The organism is Ketobacter sp. (assembly GCF_003671495.1).
In the GTDB taxonomy this organism is placed as follows: Bacteria; Pseudomonadota; Gammaproteobacteria; order Pseudomonadales; family Ketobacteraceae; genus Ketobacter.
The window spans coordinates 73,792-93,035 of record NZ_RCHN01000007.1; the positions used below are offsets into that span (position 1 = coordinate 73,792).

The 19,244-nt window shown below is 60.0% G+C and carries 14 protein-coding genes; 8 read left to right on the forward strand and 6 right to left on the reverse strand.

Annotation, left to right across the window (positions count from 1 at the left end; genetic code table 11):
- Positions 1 to 17: 17 nt before the first annotated feature.
- Entirely contained in the window at positions 18 to 1,883 is a 1,866-nt protein-coding gene (locus tag D9N14_RS02985) for a cation:proton antiporter (RefSeq protein ID WP_290576724.1), read from the forward strand.
- Positions 1,884 to 1,904: 21 nt separating this feature from the next.
- Here the strand turns inward: D9N14_RS02985 and D9N14_RS02990 are convergent, their stop codons facing one another.
- The gene (locus D9N14_RS02990) at positions 1,905 to 3,089 is read right to left on the reverse strand and encodes a hypothetical protein (RefSeq protein WP_290576726.1); all 1,185 of its coding nucleotides are present in this window, start codon (positions 3,087 to 3,089) and stop codon (positions 1,905 to 1,907) included.
- A gap of 96 nt (positions 3,090 to 3,185) precedes the next feature.
- A complete protein-coding gene (locus D9N14_RS02995) occupies positions 3,186 to 4,076 on the reverse strand; it encodes an HDOD domain-containing protein (protein WP_290576728.1) in 891 nt (296 codons plus the stop codon).
- Between the two features lie 95 nt (positions 4,077 to 4,171).
- Between D9N14_RS02995 and D9N14_RS03000 the strand changes: the two genes are divergently transcribed.
- Positions 4,172 to 5,377 carry a class I SAM-dependent rRNA methyltransferase gene (locus tag D9N14_RS03000; protein WP_290576730.1) on the forward strand — a complete coding sequence of 402 codons (1,206 nt, stop codon included), beginning with the start codon at positions 4,172 to 4,174 and terminating at the stop codon, positions 5,375 to 5,377.
- Here the strand turns inward: D9N14_RS03000 and D9N14_RS03005 are convergent.
- Positions 5,361 to 6,401, reverse strand: a complete 1,041-nt coding sequence (locus D9N14_RS03005; RefSeq protein WP_290576732.1) for an imelysin family protein — start codon at positions 6,399 to 6,401, stop codon at positions 5,361 to 5,363. The genes D9N14_RS03000 and D9N14_RS03005 overlap by 17 nt on opposite strands.
- Entirely contained in the window at positions 6,380 to 7,036 is a 657-nt protein-coding gene (locus D9N14_RS03010) for an HAD family hydrolase (protein WP_290576734.1), read from the reverse strand. Before D9N14_RS03010 ends, D9N14_RS03005 begins: the two co-directional genes overlap by 22 nt.
- Before the next feature lie 233 nt (positions 7,037 to 7,269).
- On the opposite strand from D9N14_RS03010, the gene D9N14_RS03015 reads away from it, so the two are divergent.
- Positions 7,270 to 7,782, forward strand: a complete 513-nt coding sequence (locus D9N14_RS03015) for an RNA pyrophosphohydrolase (RefSeq protein ID WP_290576736.1) — start codon at positions 7,270 to 7,272, stop codon at positions 7,780 to 7,782.
- Between the two features lie 119 nt (positions 7,783 to 7,901).
- Positions 7,902 to 10,211 carry a phosphoenolpyruvate--protein phosphotransferase gene (ptsP, locus tag D9N14_RS03020; protein ID WP_290576738.1) on the forward strand — a complete coding sequence of 770 codons (2,310 nt, stop codon included), beginning with the start codon at positions 7,902 to 7,904 and terminating at the stop codon, positions 10,209 to 10,211.
- 33 nt (positions 10,212 to 10,244) lie between these two features.
- Here the strand turns inward: ptsP and D9N14_RS03025 are convergent, their stop codons facing one another.
- Together D9N14_RS03025 and D9N14_RS03030 are read right to left on the reverse strand one after the other, a co-directional pair.
- On the reverse strand, positions 10,245 to 13,109 hold the full coding sequence (locus tag D9N14_RS03025) for a 7TM diverse intracellular signaling domain-containing protein (protein WP_290576740.1): 2,865 nt from the start codon (positions 13,107 to 13,109) through the stop codon (positions 10,245 to 10,247).
- 125 nt (positions 13,110 to 13,234) lie between these two features.
- The gene (locus tag D9N14_RS03030; protein ID WP_290576742.1) at positions 13,235 to 14,020 is read right to left on the reverse strand and encodes an NRDE family protein; all 786 of its coding nucleotides are present in this window, start codon (positions 14,018 to 14,020) and stop codon (positions 13,235 to 13,237) included.
- Positions 14,021 to 14,154: 134 nt separating this feature from the next.
- Here D9N14_RS03030 and lgt point away from each other — a divergent pair, with 134 nt between their 5' ends.
- Genes lgt through D9N14_RS03050 form a run of 4 tightly spaced genes read left to right on the forward strand, consistent with a single transcriptional unit; the run spans position 14,155 to position 19,207 of the window.
- Entirely contained in the window at positions 14,155 to 14,955 is an 801-nt protein-coding gene (gene lgt / locus D9N14_RS03035; RefSeq protein ID WP_290576744.1) for a prolipoprotein diacylglyceryl transferase, read from the forward strand.
- On the forward strand, positions 14,952 to 15,785 hold the full coding sequence (locus tag D9N14_RS03040) for a thymidylate synthase (RefSeq protein ID WP_290576746.1): 834 nt from the start codon (positions 14,952 to 14,954) through the stop codon (positions 15,783 to 15,785). Before lgt ends, D9N14_RS03040 begins: the two co-directional genes overlap by 4 nt.
- Before the next feature lie 15 nt (positions 15,786 to 15,800).
- Positions 15,801 to 16,307, forward strand: coding sequence for a dihydrofolate reductase (locus D9N14_RS03045; protein ID WP_290576748.1), 507 nt, complete (start codon positions 15,801 to 15,803; stop codon positions 16,305 to 16,307).
- 14 nt (positions 16,308 to 16,321) lie between these two features.
- Complete coding sequence (locus D9N14_RS03050; RefSeq protein ID WP_290576750.1) at positions 16,322 to 19,207, forward strand: DUF349 domain-containing protein; 2,886 nt, start codon at positions 16,322 to 16,324, stop codon at positions 19,205 to 19,207.
- The last annotated feature ends 37 nt before the right edge of the window (positions 19,208 to 19,244 follow it).

Below are 19,244 nucleotides of genomic sequence, written 5' to 3' on the forward strand. Positions count from 1 at the left end.
GTGACGAGAGAGTCCGGGTGGAATCCAATTTTATTCTGAGCTTTGCCATGGTCGGCCTGCTGGGTCTGGTGTGTCAGTGGGTGGCCTGGCGGCTGCGCTTGCCGGCCATTTTGTTTTTGCTGCTGACCGGCATTGTGGTGGGGCCGGTGGCCGGCTGGCTGAATCCGGACATGATGTTCGGCGACATGTTGTTTCCGCTGGTGTCCATGGCGGTTGCCATCATTCTGTTTGAAGGCAGCCTGACCCTGAAATTCAAGGAAATTCAGGGCATGGAATCGGTGGTGTGGCGTATCCTCAGTTTTGGTCTGGTGGCCAGCTGGGTGAGCATTTCGGTGTTCACCAGTTGGCTGTTGGACATGGACTGGCACCTTTCCCTGCTGTTTGGGGCCCTGGTGGTGGTCACCGGTCCCACGGTGATTGTGCCCATGTTGCGCTCGGTGCGCCCCAATGCTCGCATCACCAATATCCTGCGCTGGGAAAGCATCCTGATTGATCCGCTGGGGGCGCTGCTGGCGGTACTGGTGTTTAATTTCATCGTGGCGGAATCCACCGGTGGCAATGAATGGCTGGCGGTGATGCTGGTGTTTTTCAAGATCCTGGTGATTGGCAGCGCATTGGGCTGTGGAGCCGGTTATATCTGCGGCTGGCTGCTGCGCAACGATGTGATTCCCAACTACCTGCACAATGTGTTTGTGTTGATCTCCGTGCTGGCCGTGTTTGCCTTGTCCGATACGCTGGAACACGAATCCGGGCTGCTGGCCGTGACCATGATGGGGATCTGGCTGGCCAACATGCGCGGGGTGGAAACCGAAAACATTCTCGACTTCAAGGAAAGCCTGAGCATCCTGCTGATTTCCGGCCTGTTCATTATCCTGGCGGCGCGGGTGAACCTGGATGACCTGGCGGTGTTGAGCTGGCAGGCCCTGGCCATCCTCGGCTTTATTCACTTTATTGCCCGCCCCCTGAAGATCATCAGCGCCACCCTGGGCACCTCCATCACCTGGCAGGAGAAAACCCTCATTGCCTGGATCGGGCCCCGCGGCATCATCGCGGCGGCGGTGTCGGCGCTGTTCGCCTTGCGCCTGTCCCAGCTGGGCTTTGAGAATGCGGATCTGCTGGTGGCCCTCACCTTCGTGGTGATCATCGGCACGGTGGTGTTCCAGAGCCTCACCGCCAAGCCCCTGGCCACCTGGCTGGGTGTGGTGGAACAGGCGCCCCGCGGCCTGCTCTTCATTGGCGCCAACCAGGTCTCCCGCACCATCGCCAAGGAACTGAAACGACTGGGCTTTGATGTGATGCTGGCGGACAGCTATCGCAACAACGTGCGCCAGGCCCGTATGGACGGTCTGAAGACGTTCCACGGCAACCCGGTGTCCCGACTGGCGGAAAAAGAACTGGATCTGGTGGGCATTGGTCGCATGCTGGGGTTGTCCCAGAACGACGACCTGAACTTGCTCGCGGTACAACGCTATACCCGTGAGTTTGGCAAGAAGCGGGTGTACGCGTTGCCCACGCAAGCCAGTCTGCGCAAGAGCGAACGGGAGACCGTGTCCGAGGAACTGTCCGGTATCGCGTTGTTCTCAGAGGACGCCACCTACAGCAAGTTGGCCAGTCTGGTGGCCCAGGGCGCGGAGATGCGTACCACCAATATCAGCGAAGAATTCACCCTTGAGGATTACCTGGAGAAATACGGCAGCAAGGCGATCCCGATGTTTGTGCTGGACCCGCGCAAACAGTTGACCATCCTGTCCGGTGCGCCCACCCGCGAGCAGGTAACCCCCGGCTCACGCATTGTGGCGCTGGTGAAAGTGGAGCGGGTGGTGGAAAAAATCGAAGAGAAAAAGCAGGAAGCCAAGGGGGCGGATAAAGCCGCGGAGAAGTGAGCCAGGCGTGGCCCACGCCCCCTAGGGCATGAAAACGAAGCGGGCCGGCGCGGTCTGCCGAATCAAATCCCCGTGCTGATCCAGGGCGTTCACCTGCCAAAGGTAGGTGGCGCCGGGCTTCAACTGATCCAGTAACGCGGCGGACAGCACTGTGCCGGTTCTGGGGGCCGGAATCAGCAGGCGGCCCACATACTCCCCCGAAGTCACACTTTCTTTCCCGTTCTCCTGGCGCAATACCAACTCGTAGATCACCGTATCGGCCGTTGCCGGCCAGGTCAGTTGCGTGCTGGCAGAGAGAGAGGCCGGTGTCTGGATGGCGGAGGTCTGCTGGCTGTCGGCAATGACCTGATATTCCAGGGTACTGCTGAGTTGCTGGTTGGGGCACAGGTTGGCGGGAGTGGCCTGCACGGTCTCAAGGGATTCCAGGGCACAAAAACGCAGCACGTGGTGACCGGTTTTGATCGTATCCAGCTGCGGGCTCAGCAGCCAATCCTTTCGGCCCTGCTGCAGGTCTTTGTTGACTTGCGCCAGCTCTTGATACACCAGTTGGCCGCTGCCGGGATCGATGGTGCCCAGCTGCCAGCTGCCCTGCAATTGACCCTGGCCGGAATAGATGATGCCCAGCTGCGCCTGCAACGGTAAGCCCTGGCTGATCTGGCTGCGAAAACGTTGGGGTTTGAAGCTCAGTTCCAGATTGTGAATGGCCAGAGGCACATTCAGGGTGACGGCGTTCAGGCCCATGTCCTTGGTGGCCAGCAGGATGCTGACGCTGGCTTCGCTGGTGGAAGGCTTCTCGCTGCCGGTGCTGAACTGGCGGGTGTACTGCAGTTTTCGATAGCCCAGTTCCAGCCACTTGCGGGCTTCCTCTGCGGTGATGATCAGGGCTTCCTCAAAATGCAGGGGGCCTGCGCCTTCGCTGTCGTTAAAGGGGGTGACCTGGGTTTTCAACACGGTGCTGGTGGCGGCATCCTTCAGCACGCCCTGGGGGGAAAAGGCACCGGTGTGGTGAGCGGGGGTGGTGGACACAATCCAGCGCACCTGAATGGTCCGGCCTTCCTCCACCAGCACCCGGGCCTGCTTGGGGTTGCTGCTGGCTCCGATCAGGGACGCCTGGGCAACACTGCCGCAGAGCACCATCAGCAGTGTCAATACGGTGCAATGGAGGGTAACCCTCGCGGTGGCGTAGCGGCGTGGTGAACAAAACATCCCTATCTCCGGTTGGTGTAAACGCTGGGGGCAGAGTCTACCGAAGCCAGCTATGGGAGAGAAGGGGACAGGGTAACAGAATATGAATGCAGCGGCTCAATGGTCATAGTAGCCGGAAGCGGCAACGCCGCTGTTTTCCATCTGGGCCGCCAGGTCGTCAAAATCCAGCTCACTCAGCCCCACGTACACCAAAAGGTCTTCGCCGATGGCCTCCCATTCGTGGTCCTGTTCACTGTTGCCCAGGGTTTGGGGCAGACCACACAGGTGTTCTGCCATCTTCAGAATCGCCAGCAGGGTTTTGCGGCCGTGGTCATAGCTGCTGGCCCGGTGCCGGAAGATGTTCTCCACGCTGTGGTGCTCGGCGATCACGTCGCACAGGTCCGCCGGCAAGCCCCAGGATTTTGCCACATAGTAGCCAACCACCGCGTGGTTGGTTTTCAGGTACTGGTTCTCCACGTCGATGATGCGGGGGTTGGGTTGGGAATAGGATTCCTCCAGCACCGCCTGGTAGTTATCATGGGCGCGGTACAGCAGGGGCACCCCGCAGTTATGGAACAAGCCCACGCAATAGGCTTTGTCACCGGCCTTGTAACCGATGGCCCGGGCCAGGGTGGCGGCGGCGTTGGCGATGTCCAGGGCGCTGTCCCAGAAGCTGCTGAGGGCCACAATGGTTTCATCATCCATCTGGCTCTTGATGGAGAGGCCTTCCATGATGCGCACGATGGTGGGCAACCCCAGAATCTGCACCGCCTGTTCAATGGAGGTCATGCGGCTTTTCATGCCGAACAGGCTGGAGTTGACCACTTTGAGAATGGTCCCGGACAGGCCCACATCCTGGCTGATGAGTTTGGCAATCCGATCCAGGTCCGGGTTGGGCATGGCCTGTTCCATGTGGATGTCCACAATCACCTGGGGCTGTGGGGGAACCGTTATACCACGCAGTATTTTGGCAATGTGCTCGTCGTCCAGTATGGGAGTGGAGGTCATTTCGGTATAATCCGCGGCCAACTTATTATTAATCAGTTTAGCAGCCGGCCAATGATGCTCCAGTTGCTGGACAATTAGACTGTGGAGCCGTTCCTGTGTCCGAAGCCAACCTGCCCCGTATCCGTTTGAAAGCCAAGGAGGAGCGCCGGATCAAGAGCGGCCATCTGTGGATCTTCAGTAATGAAGTGGACACCGGCCATGGGCCATTGCAGGGGCTGGAGCCCGGGGCAGAGGTGATCTTTGAAGAGGCCTCCGGCAAGCCCCTGGGGCGGGGTTATGTGAACCCCCATTCCCTGATCTGTGGCCGCCTGCTGACCCGGGACTGGAAACGCAAACTGGATCAGCGCTTTCTCGAAACCCGCCTGCAGCAAGCCCTGGACCTGCGGGAGCGGGTCTATCCTGAGCCCTATTATCGTCTGGTGTATGGCGACAGTGATGGGCTCTCCGGGTTGGTGATTGATCGCTTCGGTGATCACCTGGTGGTGCAGGTGAATACCGCCGGGATGGAACGCCTGCTGCCCATGCTGCTGCCGGCCCTGGACGTGGTACTGCAACCCAAAGGCGTTTTGCTGCGCAATGACAGCCCCCTGCGGGAACAGGAAGGCCTGACTCTGGACGTGCGTGTCGCCAGTGGAGACTGGCCGGCTGCCCTCTGCCTGCAGGAAAACGGGGTGCCCTTCCAGGCCCATGGGGAAACCGGCCAGAAAACAGGCTGGTTCTACGACCATCGGGAAAACCGACGGGAGTTGATGCGTTGGGTAAAGGGCCAGCGGGTGTTGGATGTGTTCTCCTACATCGGTGGCTGGGGGCTGCAGGCCCTGGCAGCCGGGGCGGAAACGCTGACGGCGGTGGATGCCTCGGAGCAGGCCCTGGACCAGCTGCAGGCCAATGCGGAACAGCAGGGCGTGGCGGACCGGGTCACCAGTTACGAAGGTAACGCCTTCGACGTACTGCAGGCACTGTTGGAGCAGGGGGAGAAATTCGACGTGGTGGTGCTGGACCCGCCCGCTTTCATCAAGCGCAAAAAGGATTACAAGAACGGTCTCAGCGCTTACAGCAAGCTCAACAACCTGGGTCTGCGTCTGCTGGAGAAAGATGGCCTGCTGGTGTCGGCCTCCTGCTCCATGCACCTGCCCGAGCAGGCGCTGCTGGATACCGTGCGGGCCACTGCCCGGCACGTGGACCGGCATGCCCAGCTGGTCTATCGCGGCAGCCAGGGGCCCGATCACCCGGTTCACCCGGCCATTCCGGAAACCCACTACCTCAAGGCGTTGTTCTTCCGGGTCAATCCGGCGCTGTAGGGCGGGTTTCGATGCTTTCCAGTGTCAGGTCGGACGCCTGAATCGCGGATAAGCGCTCAATCAACTCCGGGGCCGGTGTGGTTTCCGACAACCCATCCAAGCTGACCCCGGGAAGCAACCCGTTTTGCAGCCACAGGATCACCTGCGTCCGTAACGCCGGGTTCTCCGGTGACTGCGACAAACCGGTTAGCAGTGCCTGCAGCTGCTGCTCTTGCCAGGCGCTGAAGTCCTCTCCGGAAGCGGGCATGCCCCCGTTCTGCCAGCTGCCCGCCAGGGCCTGGCAGTCCGCCGCCAGCAATTCCAGGGTCAGAGCCAGCAGCCGTCTGCGCCGATTGTTGGGGTGTTCCTCGATCGGCAGGTCGGTGGTGCTGTCCTCCCACAGGTCCGTTGCCTGGTAATCGCTGAGGGGGCGAGGTGGCAGGTCGGGATTGCCCCGCGCTGCACTCCAGGATTCACCCCACAGCAGAAACGCCACCACGTCGAAGCCGGTGCTGACCTCGGTTTCGTCGGTGATGCCGTGCTGCTGGCGCAGGGTTTCGGCGTCCAGGGGCAGGCTGGCGTCGTTGACGATGCCGCTGTAGGGGTATTCCTGCACGCTGTCGATAAAGCCGGGCATGGTCAGGGGGTTGCCCAACCGGCTGTGGGCCTCCGCCAGCAGGGCCTCCTGTTCCGCACTGGCGGCCTGCAACACGGTGCTGGTCTGATACAGGTCAAAGCAGCGCTGCCAGTGGGCTTTGAGCGCTTCCAGTCCACTGGCGTCGGTTTGCTCCAAAAATTCGTTGCCCTGGGCCAGCAGTTCCGCACTGCAGGTTTCCAGTTCAGTGAACAGATTTTGGGTGCCCTGGCGGAAGTGTTCCAGAGTGGCCAATTGCCCGGCGGTGATGGGGCTTGTCTCTACCACCGGGGCGACGGTGGGGCTGGGTTCGGGGGGTGGCTCGGGGTCGTCGCAGCCGTTCAGGAAGACGCTGCCCGCCACCAGGCTTGCGGCAACCGCAAGCCGGATCAGTCGCGCAGGCTGATGCATGGCCAACCTCGCTGTCGGGCTTCGGCGCACAGGCGCTCGTCGCCGTCCACCACCACCGGATGAGTCACCGCCTGCAGCAGGGGCAGGTCATTGATGGAGTCACTGTAAAACCAGCTGTTGTCCAGGCTGTGATCCGTCGCCGCCAGCCATTGCTGCAGGCGGGTCACTTTGCCGTCCTGGTAGCAGGGGGTGCCGACGATGCCCCCGGTATAGCGGTCATCGACGATCTCGGGGTCGGTGGCCAGGATGTCATCCACCCCCATGGCCTGGGCGATGGGCCGCGTAATAAAGCCGTTGGTGGCGGTAATGATCAATAGATAGTCACCCTGGGCGCGGTGCCGGGCCAGCAGGTCGTCCGCCTTCTGCAAGCGCATGGGGGTAACGTATTCCGCCATAAACTGCTGGTGCAGGTCGCTCAACTCCTGGCGGGTAAAGCGTGTCAGAGGTTCCAGGGCGAAAGCCAGGTACTCCAGGATGTCCAGCTTGCTCTGTTTATAGAGTTCGTAGAAATGGTCATTCTGCTTGCGATAGAAGGACGCATCCACAATGCCCTTGTCCACCAGGAATTCCCCCCAGGCGTGATCGCTGTCGCCGTTCAAAAGGGTGTTGTCCAGATCGAAAATGGCCAGGCTCATAGTCAGTTCACTTGTTGGCAGCAAAGGATGGGCGCCAGTTTATCAGGCTGCTTAGGCCTAATAAACGCTGCATATCGCCACATGCCTTTAAAAGTTTAGAAAAATCAAACAAATAGTTCTATAGTTATAAGATGTTGACGGGCGCTCTGTGCGCCGGTGCTGGATGAATCCCAGTTGTACCGACGGGCAGACTAGGGTATTTATAATCCTAGTGAAGAATTGGAACCATAAGCGTGATCGATGAGGACGGATTCAGGCCGAATGTCGGGATCATTCTGGCGAATACCCGTGGGCAGGTGTTGTGGGCCCGGCGGGTGGGTCAGGATGCCTGGCAGTTTCCTCAGGGTGGGATCGCGGAGAACGAAACGCCGGAACAGGCGCTGTACCGCGAACTGCATGAGGAAATCGGTTTAAAACCTGAGGATGTGCGGGTGATCAGCTCCACCAAGGGCTGGCTCCGGTATCGTCTGCCCAAGCGTTTTCTGCGGTACCGCAGCAAACCGTTGTGTATTGGGCAAAAACAGAAGTGGTTTTTGCTGATGTTGACCGGCTGCGAAAGCCGGGTCAGTTTTGCCTTCGGTGATCCACCGGAGTTTGATGACTGGCGCTGGGTAAGTTATTGGTACCCCTTGAACCAGGTGGTGTCGTTCAAGCGGGAAGTGTACCGCAAGGCGCTCAAAGAGCTGGCCCCGTCCCTGCATTCCATGGCAGCGGAAGCGGGAGACAGCAAAACAATTAGAAATTAATAACAAATTTTAACCGGGAATGTGGTGGCCGGTGTAAGTCCGGTTGGACCTGGATGGCCAAGGAACAGGGCACGCCAGGGGGCGTACTGGGAAGGACCGTCGGCTGCGAGAGCTTTTCTATGCTGGAAACCTTAAGACGTATAGTACAGGAGGTGAATTCCGCTCCGGATTTATCCTCTGCGTTGAACGTGATGGTGGCACGGGTACGTCTTTCCATGGGCACCGAAGTGTGCTCAATCTATCTGCTGGATCACAGCGCCAACCGCTATATCCTGATGGCCACCGAAGGCTTGAAAAAAGAAGCGGTGGGTATGGCCACCCTGCATTTCTCCGAAGGTCTGGTGGGCCAGGTGGGGATGCGGGAAGAGCCCATCAACCTCGACGACGCCCCCAGCCATCCCAAATTCCGTTACCTGCAGGAAACCGGCGAAGAGCCGTTCCACTCCTTTCTGGGTGTGCCCATCATTCATCATCGCAAGCTGCTGGGCGTCATCGTGGTGCAACAACGGGACCGGCGCCGTTTCGATCAGGAGGAGGAAGCCTTCCTGGTAACCCTGTCGGCCCAGCTGGCCGCAGTGGTGGCCCATGCGGAGGCCACCGGCGCCATCGACGGCATTTTCGGCAATACCATGGGGGGCGTCACCACCAAGTTTGACGGCGTGGTGGGCTGTATCGGCGTGGCCATCGGCACCGCCTTTGTGGTGTACCCGGCGGCGGACTTCAAATCCGTGCCGGACCGGCCGGTGAAGAACATCCGTAAAGAATTGAAAGCCTTCAATGATGCCCTCAAGCGGGTGCGGGCCGACATCCGCGCCCTCAGTGAGAAAGCCTCCCTGACCCTGCCGCCGGAAGAGCAGGCCCTGTTCCAGGTTTATGAGCGCATGCTGGACGACAACGCCCTGGCCGGGGAAATCCGCACCCACGTGCAGGGCGGCAACTGGGTGCAGGGTGCGCTGCGGGAAGTGGTGATGAAGCACGTGGCGGCGTTTGAAGCCATGGAGGATTCCTATCTGCAGGCCCGGGCCTCGGACGTGCGGGATCTGGGGCTGCGTATCCTGGCCTATCTGCAGGAAGCCAAAACCCTGAGCGCCCCCATTCCGGAGCGGGCCATCGTGGTGGGGGAGGACATCACGCCCACCATCTTTGTGGATATCCCCCGCGAGCGCATTGCCGGCATCGTCTCCCTGCACGGTTCCAGCAACAGTCATATGTCCATTGTGGCCCGCTCCCTGGGCATCCCCACCGTGGTGGGGGTGGGGGAATTTCCCCTGTTCCGCCTGGAAGGGCTCAACCTGATTGTGGACGGCCATCGCGGCGAAGTGATTGTGCAGCCAGGGCCGGAGGTGTTGCGCCAGTACCAGGCCATCATCAGCGAGCAGGCGGAGCTGTCCAAGGAACTGGAGTCGGTGACTGACCTGCCCTGCGAAACCACCGACGGCCATCGCATCAACCTGTTTGTGAACACCGGCCTGATGGCGGATGTGAATATCTCCCTGCAGCGCGGTGCGGAAGGTGTGGGTCTGTACCGCACGGAAATTCCGTTCATGGTGCGGGACCGATTCCCCAGTGAACTGGAACAGATGGAAATCTACCGCCAGCAACTGGAGGCGTTTTACCCGGCGCCGGTGACCATGCGCACCCTGGATGTGGGCGGCGACAAATCCCTGCCCTACTTCCCGATTCAGGAGGACAATCCGTTCCTGGGCTGGCGCGGCATTCGTGTCACCCTGGATCATCCGGAGATTTTCCTGGTGCAGATCCGCGCCATGCTGTGGGCCAGTGAAAGCCTGGACAACCTGCGCATCATGTTGCCCATGGTCAGCTCGGTGATGGAAATCGACGAGGCCATGCACCTGATTCACCGGGCCTATCTGGAGGTGCTGGAAGAAGGTGCCCATGTGCAGATGCCGGAAGTGGGGGTGATGATTGAAGTACCGGCGGCGGTGTACCAGATCCAGGATTTTGTGCAGCAGTGTGATTTTCTGTCGGTGGGCAGCAATGACCTGACCCAGTACCTGCTGGCGGTGGATCGCAACAACCGGCGGGTGGCCAGTCTTTACCAGGCGTTCCATCCCTCGGTGCTGCGCGCCCTGAAACACATCATTGACGCGGCCAAAGCCGAGGGTACACCGGTGTCCATCTGCGGTGAAATGGCGGGTGACCCCTGCTCGGCCGTACTGCTAATGGCCATGGGCTATGAAACCCTGAGTATGAGTGCCACCAGCCTGCTGCGGGTAAAATGGGTGTTGCGCAAAGTGGGTATGGACGCGGCCCAGGAGTTGTTGGCCCAGGTCTGGAAAATGGACAATGCCGCGGTGATCAAAAGCCATGTGGATCTGATGCTGGATCGGGCCGGCCTGGGTAATTTCATCCGTCCCACCCTGTTTCAGGGCACTTCCTCCCAGGAACCCAAGGTCCAGGCCCGCTAGGTTGCTCCCCGGGGCTTCACAGCCCTGTGCGCTTTACAGTCCGGCGGCGGAATGGGGCCCCTGTTGCGGGGGCAACAGCCGGGTCAGCTTTTCCTCCAGTGCCTGGTAGCCCAGGGGCTTACACAGAAAATCATCCATCCCTGCCTGTTCTGCTTTGTGTTTGTGCTCGGACAACACGTGGGCCGTCAGGGCGATCACCGGCTTATGGGATTGCTGCAGTTTGGCCTCCTGCTGGCGCAACAGACGAGTGGCTTCGTAGCCATCCATCACCGGCATTTCACAATCCATCAACACCGCATCGAAGCGATCGTAATCCCGCAGCAGGTCAAGGGCATGACGGCCATTGTCTGCCAGTTCGTACTCCAGGCCCAATTTATCCAGCATTTTGGACACCACCATCTGGTTGACCTGGTTGTCCTCCGCCACCAGTACCCGGTGCCGTTGGACCGGGGTCGGATGAACGGGTTCCGGGGAAGGGCTGTCCAGGCGCCCCCGGTGGAGATCGCTGAGGGTATCCCGCAGTTGTTTCCACATCACCGGTTGCTGGATCACGTGCTGCACGCCGGCGGATGTCAGCTCAAGCCGCTCCGGGCGCGGCCGCATCGGTGCCAGCAACAGGCGTCGGCACTGGCGGGCAAGCCCCTGTTGCTGCAGCCGGCGTAATCCATCCAGGCCGCTGGCGTCCGCCAGCTGATGCCCGATCAAGAGCACGGTGTCGGCATCGTCCGCAGTGGCCTGGCAATGGCGGATCAGCTCCCCGGTCGTGGACGCGGTCAGCAGCGTCACGCCCTCCTGCCGGGCCTGGCGTTGCATCACTGCCAGGAACGCCTCTGAGCGGTCGGCCAGGATCACCCGATACTGGCGGACGGCCTCCCGTTGTGGATTGTCCTGGGGCGTGGTCGGGGGGGCGGCAGGTGCTTGCAGCAGGGGGATGTGGAAGCGAAAGCGGCTGCCATGACCTTCCTGGCTGTCGACACTGATCTGGCCGGACATCAGTTCTACCAGGCGCTGGGAAATGGTCAGCCCCAGGCCGGTGCCACCGAACTGGCGGGTGGTGGTGGAGTCCGCCTGCACAAACGGATTGAACAGGTTTTTGCTGATGGCGGCGGGGATGCCGATGCCGGTGTCTTTGACCTCAAATTGCAGCTGGGGGCTCTCCTGGTCGATCACCGATACGGTCACGGTGACCGCACCGTGTTGGGTGAATTTGAAGGCATTCCCCAACAGGTTAAGCAGGATCTGTCGCAGTCGGGTGGGGTCACCCAGCACCCGGTTGGGCACCCCTTGCTGCAATTCCACCAGAAACGCCAGCTGTTTGCGCTCGGCGCTGACGAAAAACACCGATACGCACTCCAGCATCAAGGTTTCCAGCTCAATGTCGATCTGTTCCAGATGCATCTTGCCGGCGGAAATCTTGGAGTAATCCAGCACATCGTTAATGATGTTGAGCAGGGCTTTGCCGGAGCTGTTGATGACGTTCAGGTATTGCTGTTGCTGAGGGTTGAGTTCCGTATCCTGCAGCAGTTCCGCCATGCCCAGCACACCGTTCATGGGGGTGCGGATTTCGTGGCTCATGGTGGCCAGGAATTCGCTTTTGGCCCGGCTTTCGGCTTCTGCCTCGATGATTTTCTTTTGCGAGTTCAGTTCCTCCACCTGGGCGTTGAATTCCACTTTGAGATAACGTTCCCGCTCTTCCCGCGCCAGCTTCTCGTTCTCCAGGGCCAGCTTCTGGGCTTCGTATTTTTTGCGTCGCTCCTGATTGATGCGGTCTGCCAGGGCGAACGAGAGCAGGATCACTTCCATCATGGAGCTGATCTGCATGGAGTTCTCGGTGAAAAAGTTGCGCGGCACGATGCCCACTTTGTTGAGGGAGATAATGATGCTGGCCACCATCAGGGAGCCGTAGGCCAGCACATAGTAACGGGCTTCGCGCAGCCCGCGGTAGAGGGTGTAGCCGCCGGAGAGGAGGGCGCTGACGCAGGCGGTGAGCCCCACCACAATGGCAAACAGGATGGCAAGCTTGTAGGGCATCAGGAAGGCGCTGAGGAATACCATTACATAGAGGATCGCGTGGGCCAGCAACAGGCGATAATAGCGGGGGCTGTTCTTCTTCAGGTGCAGCAATGAGATGGTGAAGGCGCAGGCGAAGATGCCGAAGAATCCCAACGAGGCCACCAGAGCCCACTGGTTTGCCCGCGGCAATGTGGGCCACAAATACTGATAGCCAAAGCCGTGCAACGCCGCCATAAACAGGCCGATGCCGGTGACCGACAGGGCGTAGTAGATGTAGGAAGGGTGGCGTACGGTGATGAAGATAAACAGGTTGTAGAGAATCATCACAATCAGCATGCCGAAATACAGGCCATGGCCCATCAGCGTGTTCTGGCGGGCTTTGTAAAATGCGTCCCTTTCCCACAGGTACAGGGGCACCTGCACGGAGCTTTCGGTTTCCACCCGCAGCAGAAACCGGCGTTCCTCGCCGTCGGCCAACGGCAGTGGAATGGCAAAATTGTGATGGTCCAGGGGGCGCTGGTGAAAGGGCAGGGTGTCCCCCAGTTGCAGCGGCTGTGATGGCTTGGGGCCGCTCACTTCGTACAGGGTCACGTGATCCAGAATGGGGTATGCGATTTCCAGCAGCCCGTCAAAGGCAGCGCCACTGCGGTTCTGAAGGGTGAAGCGAAACCAGTAGGGCGTGGTATCAAAGCCGAACGCCGGGATCGGCGTCTGCACCCCTTGCCAGGCGGACTCCGGCAACGCCTGGACGGCCTCCCAATCCAGCGTGCCCGATTCATCCCGATAGACGCTGACGGCCGTTGCCAGGTTGAATTGTTCCTGGTGGGGGGATTCAATCAACAGGGGCGCCGCGGCCCAGGTCGGAGTCCATGGCAGCAGACACAACAACACCATTCCCCATAGGTGGAACCTGAGTCTCGGCAACTTTGTCTCCGTGGAATGAGTTCAACCTTTTAAATATAGTCCATGGACGCTCTGTAAGGGGCGGTAAAGGCGTTGGTCTAGTGGATTTAGGCTGTTCCGGTTTGCTGCGGTGTAAAGCAGTAATCCCGCCTGCCGCTGAGGCGGCCCTGGTCATCCCAATCCCATTCGATGAACTCGATACGGCCATCCAGGTGTTGCAGCAGCAGGGTGCTGCAACGGGTTCCGTAACCGTAGGCGGGGGCTTCGATAAAGCGTGAGGACAGCAGCCTTTCCCAGTGGGGATCGACGCCGGTGTCCGGCAGCAGGGCCTCCGGGGCCGGTTGCCGATGGTTCAGGATCGCCAGCAGGTCGTCTGCATGCAGTGTGTGCTGGTGTGCCAGGTAGTCCGCCAGCGCCTGTTTGCCAGAGACCAGTTTGGGCCAGGGCGTGTTGAGGGTGCCGTTACTGACCCCGTGGACACCGGCGGGCAGTGACGTGATCCCCGGTTGCCGGTTGGAGTGATAGAGCAGTTGGCCGCCATCGCCACAGAGCAGGTTGAAGCCGTTGTAGCGCTCTCCCTGGAGTTGCGCCAGGTAGTCTCCGGGCGTGGCCTGCCCGCGGAGAAATCCGGTTACCAGATGGCCCCGGCTGATGGCGTCGGTGAGTTCCGGCCGGCGACCGTCGCGCACGTTGGTGAGGGCGGCAAAACGCCCCTGACGGGTCACCCCCAGCCAACTGCCGCCGGCGCTGAGATCCTGCCCGGCCAGCAGCTGCGGGGCTTCCGGCCAGAAGCCCGCGGGCCGGGTGGGACGGGCAAAGTATTCATCCCGGTTGGCGGCCACCACCAGGGGGTAATCCGGGTGGGCGTTGAGGGCGATCAGAATCAGACACATGGTTTAGAAAGCCGTTGATTGGTGTACACTAGGGCCCCTGCTTAATTGCCTCAGTGGGCCGGCCAGCAGCTGAACATATAATAGCCCACAGCAAACTCATTTTCGTTGATCGCATTTTAAAAAGGAATCCCGCCATGTTGATGTACCCGGAAATCGATCCGGTGGCGATCCAGTTGGGCCCGTTGAGCGTGCGCTGGTACGGCATCATGTATTTGATCGGTTTTGCCTCCGGTTACTGGTTGCTGGCCCGCCGCGCCCGCCAACCCAATTCAGGCTGGACCGTGGAACAGGTCAGCGATGTCATCTTTTACGGTGCCCTCGGGGTGATCCTGGGCGGGCGCATCGGTTACGTGATCTTCTATAATTTTTCCGCTTTCCTCAGTGATCCCCTGATCCTGCTGAAAGTGTGGAACGGCGGCATGTCCTTCCACGGGGGCTTTTTGGGGGTGATGCTGGCCATGTGGTTGTTCGCCCGCAAGTACCGGAAGAATATCTGGGACATCCTTGATTTCGGTGCTCCTATCGTGCCCATCGGGTTGGGGGCCGGACGCATCGGCAACTTCATCGGCGGTGAGCTGGTGGGGCGTACCACCGATGTTCCCTGGGGCATGGTGTTTCCCCATATAGACAATCTGCCCCGTCATCCCTCACAGTTGTATCAGGCAGCATTGGAAGGCGTGGCGTTATTCTGCATACTGTGGTTCTTCTCCGCTAAACCGCGGCCACGTTATGCGGTATCCGGCCTCTTCGCCCTGTTCTACGGCATTTTCCGCTTCGGGGTGGAATTCGTACGGCAACCGGATGGCCACATCGGCTTTGTGGCCTTGAACTGGCTCACCATGGGACAGATCCTGTCGCTGCCCATGATCGCGGTGGGGCTGATCCTGTTGTATCTGGCCTATGGCAAACGTAACGGAAAGCAAACGGCATCATGAAACAATACCTTGATCTTCTGCGCCTGATTAAAGAGACGGGCGTGACCAAAAGTGACCGCACCGGCACCGGCACCATCAGTTTGTTCGGGCATCAAATGCGCTTCAATCTGGCGGAGGGGTTTCCCCTGGTGACCACCAAGAAGGTGCATCTTAAATCCATCATCCATGAGCTGCTGTGGTTCATTCGGGGCGAAACCAATATTGCGTACCTGAAAGAAAACGGCGTCTCCATCTGGGATGAGTGGGCCGATGAAAACGGCGAGTTGGGTCCGGTGTACGGTAAGCAGTGGCGTTGCTGGGAAGCGGGTAACGGCGCGGCAGTGGATCAACTGGGGCAATTGATCGATGAGATCAAACGCAATCCGGATTCCCGGCGCCTGGTGTTGAGCGCCTGGAACCCGGCGGTGCTGCCGGACGTGAGCAAATCGCCCAGGCAGAATGCGGCGGAAGGCAAACAGGCCCTGCCGCCCTGTCATTGCCTGTTCCAGTTTTACGTGGCGGACGGCAAACTCTCCTGCCAGTTGTACCAGCGCAGCGGCGATGTGTTTCTGGGCGTGCCGTTCAATATCGCCTCCTACTCGTTGTTGACTTTGATGGTGGCTCAGGTGTGTGGCCTGCAGCCGGGGGACTTTGTGCATACCTTCGGTGATGTGCATCTGTATCTGAACCACCTGGAACAGGCAGAACTGCAGCTGTCCCGCGCGCCCCGCCCCCTGCCTACCATGAACATCAATCCGCAGGTTACCTCCCTGTTTGATTTCGTGTATGAGGATTTTGAATTGGTGGGTTACGATCCCCATCCGCACATCAAGGCACCGGTGGCTATTTAAGAAGGGGGGTACGTTATGATTTCCCTGATCGTGGCCAAGGCCGACAACGGCGTGATTGGCCTGGACAACAAAATGCCCTGGCACATACCGGCGGAGCTGCAGTACTTCAAAGCCCGCACCCTGGGCAAGCCCATCATCATGGGTCGGAAAACCTTTGACTCCCTGGGGCGGGTGCTGCCCGGGCGCCCCCATGTGGTGATCAGCCGCAGTCCACTTTCACTGCCGGAAAACTGTTACCCGGTGCAATCGCTCGATGCCGCCATCAGCACCGCTCAGCGCCTCAACCGTGAGCATGCCCCGGAACAGGATGAGGTGGTGGTGATCGGTGGCGCTGAAATCTACCGGCAGGCGCTGGATCGGGTGGATCGTCTCTACATCACCGAAGTACACCTGTCCCCGCAAGGGGATACGTTTTTTCCTGAATTGAATCCCGATGACTGGCAGGAGATCGAACGCGAAGATGTTCCCGCCGGCACCGACTCTGCAATTGCGTACAGCATTGTGACCTATCAACGTAACTAGCACGACGATACGAAATGTTTAAAAACCTCTTCAAACCCAAATGGCAGAGCGCCAAACCGCAGGTGCGTATCCAGGCCCTGCAAAATCTGAACGTGAGCGATGAAAACGACTTTCACATCCTTGAGCTGATGGCAAAAGGCGATGTGGAGAATGACGTGCGCCTGGCGGCCATGAAGCGGATTCCCCAGCGGGAAAAACTGCTGACCCTGATCAAACAGGAGAAAGACAGCGGCGTGCGCTTTGCCGCCATCGAACATTTGATTTCGGTGTTGTCGGATAACGCTAGCGGACTGGACCCGGTGGTGCGGGACATGGTGCGGGAGCTGGACAGCCATGCCCTGGCGGCCATTGTGGAGCAGACCCAGAGCGTCGAGCTGGGAACACTGGCCCTGGCGGCCATCGCCGATGAAACCGTGCTGGAAGCCTACGCGGTGAAATTGCCCCTGGCGCAGATGCGGCAGGCGGCCGCGGAACGCCTGCACAGCGAGGATGTGCTGGAACGGGTGATCAAGGCCAGTAAAGGCAAAGACAAATCCGTGTGGCGCATCTGCAAGGACAAGCTCAATGGCCTGCGGGCGGAACAGCAGCAGGAAGCCTCCATTGAGCAGCAGATAGCAGAGCTGTGCCAGAACCTGGAAACCCTGTCCCGCCTGCCCTATGACAATCTGTACGGCCCCAAGCTGGAGCACCTGCAGAAACAATGGCAGCGCATGCAACACCATGCGGACAACGAAGCGGTGCAGCGCTTCAATCGCGCCTACGCCCTGTGCAAGGCCACCATTGATGACATTCACAACGAACAGGATCGCCTGGCGGAAGAAACCCGGCGCCAGCGGGAAGCCCTGCAGGAACGCATGGCCGCCTGCGAACAGCTGGAAGAAGCGGTGCGCCAGCTCAGTTCCATTGCGGTGCTGCAGCCGGGGGATATTCCTGCCCTGCAGGCGCTGTTGAATACCCAGAAAACCCGTTGGGAGGAAGCCGCGGCGGTGGTGGAGCCGGCCGCGGATGAACGCAAGCGTTTCAGTCGCATTCATGGCTTGTTGCAACGGGCGCTGGATGCGGTGCGCAGTCTGAGCGAACGGGAGCAACGCATCCGCGACAGCGCCACGGCAGTGCTGGATTTGCAGGAGGCCACCATGGCCACCTTGCAGCAAAAGCAGAAAGATCTGGAAAAGTCCCTGGGCGACTTGAAGTGGCCGGAAGAGCTGGCGTGGCCGGAATCGTTGAAACTGCACCAGCAGGCCCTGGATCATTTCGGCCGTTTGCAAACCAAAGCCAAGGCCATGGAAGAAGAGGCCATTCACAACATCCGCTCCATGTTCAATGAACTCGCCAGCGAGATCGAGCAGGGTCATTTGAAACCCGCCAACCGCTTGCTGAAAGAAGCCAGCCAGCTGGTGAAGCACCTGCCCATCAAAGTGGCCTCTGGCTACCAGAAAAAGCTGCGGGAACTCACGGTGCAGGTGAATGAGCTGCGGGACTGGCAGGGCTTTGTCGCCACCCCGAAGAAAGAAGAGCTGATCACAGAGATGGAAGCGCTGGTGGAGGCCGACCTGGACCCCCAGGCCCTGTCCAATAAAATTCGCCGGCTGCAGGACGAGTGGCGCAGCCTGGGGGAAGCGGACAAGGGCCGCAACAAGGAATTGTGGGAGCGCTTCAGTGCCGCCGCCGACAAAGCCTATGAGCCCTGTCGCGGCTATTTCGACAAACTTTCGGAAGTGCGCCAGGCCAATCTGGAAAAACGCAGCAGCGTCTGCGATCAGCTGGACACCTATCTGCAGCAGTACGATTGGGAGCATGCGGACTGGAAAGCGGTGAACGAAGTCTATGAAACCGCCAAGAACGAGTGGCGCCTGTATACGCCGGTGGAACGCAAGGAAGGCAAAAAAATCCAGGAGCGTTTTAACGGTTTGCTGGATCAGCTGCGGGAGCGTTTACACGGCGAGTTTGAACGCAATAAAGCCCGCCGCGAGCAACTGATTGAGGCGGTGGAAGCACTGGTGGAATTGGACAGCCTGGCGGACGCCATCGAACAGGCCAAGGGCCTGCAGCGGGACTGGCGGGCGGTGGGCCTGGTGGCGCGGCGGGATGACGCCCGCCTGTGGAAGCGGTTCCGTGCCGCCTGTGACCGGGTGTTTGAGCGCCGTGATCAGCAGCGCGAAGAATTCCAGAAAGAACGGGAACAGAACCTGGTGCACGGGGAACACCTGTGTGAACAGATCGAGCAACTGGCGGAAGGGGATGTCACTGATGTGGCCGCCGTGCGCCAGGAATTCCGGCAGTTGAAACAGCGATTCCAGGATCTGGGGGGATTACCCCGGGAGCAGCAGGATGGACTCAAGGCCCGTTATCAGCAGGTGTGTGCCCAGTTTGAGGCGGCCCTGCTGAGTGCGGAAAGCGCATTGCGGCAGCAGGGCTTCAAGGAGTTGTGGCGCCGCGCCGCACTGTGCGATGAGCTGGAAGACACGTTGTTGAACTCAGCCCAGGGGGAGCCGTTCGAGGGGGCCCCGGAGGCGGAATGGAACAGCGAGCAAAACCTGCCGGCGGATGCGGAAACGCTGCTGCAGACCCGTTATGAGCAGGTGCTGGCCGCACTGCAGGGGGGGGACCGACCCTCTGCCGAGGCGTTGGACCGCAATGGCGCGCGTTTGCATGAGCTGTGTCTGAAGCTGGAAATCGCTGCCGGCGTGGAGTCCCCCGCGCAGGATCAGGCGCAGCGTATGGCCTTGCAGATCAACCGCTTGAATGATGGCTTGACCCATCGCAGTGAAGCGGTCAGTAGTCGCCAGCTGATCGAGCAGCTACAGGTGGAGTGGGCGGGCATCGGCCCGGTGCGCAGTGCTGACCGGGAGCAGTACGGCAAGCGCTTCCGTCAGGTGTTGTCACAGGCTCTGGATTGATGTCAACGCTAACGGGGTCCTCTCTGGCCCCGTTAGC

What these genes read in the sequence shown, in the direction of transcription:
- D9N14_RS03010 (WP_290576734.1), bottom strand. Translation starts at nt 7,036, where the DNA reads ATGAGCCTGGCCATTTTCGATCTGGACAACACCCTTTTGAACGGCGAC.
- D9N14_RS03030 (WP_290576742.1), bottom strand. Translation starts at nt 14,020, where the DNA reads ATGTGTCTGATTCTGATCGCCCTCAACGCCCACCCGGATTACCCCCTG.
- D9N14_RS03040 (WP_290576746.1), top strand. Translation starts at nt 14,952, where the DNA reads ATGAAACAATACCTTGATCTTCTGCGCCTGATTAAAGAGACGGGCGTG.
- D9N14_RS03005 (WP_290576732.1), bottom strand. Translation starts at nt 6,401, where the DNA reads ATGCATCAGCCTGCGCGACTGATCCGGCTTGCGGTTGCCGCAAGCCTG.
- D9N14_RS02995 (WP_290576728.1), bottom strand. Translation starts at nt 4,076, where the DNA reads ATGACCTCCACTCCCATACTGGACGACGAGCACATTGCCAAAATACTG.
- D9N14_RS03045 (WP_290576748.1), top strand. Translation starts at nt 15,801, where the DNA reads ATGATTTCCCTGATCGTGGCCAAGGCCGACAACGGCGTGATTGGCCTG.
- D9N14_RS03050 (WP_290576750.1), top strand. Translation starts at nt 16,322, where the DNA reads ATGTTTAAAAACCTCTTCAAACCCAAATGGCAGAGCGCCAAACCGCAG.
- lgt (WP_290576744.1), top strand. Translation starts at nt 14,155, where the DNA reads ATGTTGATGTACCCGGAAATCGATCCGGTGGCGATCCAGTTGGGCCCG.
- ptsP (WP_290576738.1), top strand. Translation starts at nt 7,902, where the DNA reads ATGCTGGAAACCTTAAGACGTATAGTACAGGAGGTGAATTCCGCTCCG.
- D9N14_RS02990 (WP_290576726.1), bottom strand. Translation starts at nt 3,089, where the DNA reads ATGTTTTGTTCACCACGCCGCTACGCCACCGCGAGGGTTACCCTCCAT.